The 465-nt window shown below is 54.8% G+C and carries 1 rRNA gene; it reads right to left on the minus strand.

Annotation, left to right across the window (positions count from 1 at the left end):
- Window positions 1–465: ribosomal RNA gene (locus ACZYZ7_RS31780) — 23S ribosomal RNA — on the minus strand; the annotation flags it as partial.

A 465-nucleotide genomic window follows, 5' to 3' on the forward strand; every position in this document is an offset into this window, starting at 1 on the left:
CTACCCCACACGGGTTAACCTCGCGACATGTCCCTGACTCGCAGGCTCATTCTTCAAAAGGCACGCCATCACCCCACCACGAAGGAGGGCTCTGACGGATTGTAAGCGCACGGTTTCAGGTACTATTTCACTCCCCTCCCGGGGTACTTTTCACCATTCCCTCACGGTACTAATCCGCTATCGGTCACTGGGAAGTATTCAGGCTTACCGGGTGGTCCCGGCAGATTCACAGCAGATTTCACGGGCCCGCTGCTACTCGGGAACACCATTAAGGTAGATGTCAGGTTTTCACGTACCGGGCTCTCACCGTCTACGGCAGGTCATCCCAAACCACTTCCGTTAACCACGACATTTTCTCACTACCCTCCAGTCAGGTAGAACTGGAAAAACAGGTCCCACAACCCCGCACACACAACCCCTACCCGGTATCACATGCATACGGTTTAGCCATCCTCCGCTTTCGCT

The sequence above is a fragment of the Mycobacterium sp. IDUB_17 genome (assembly GCF_055419465.1).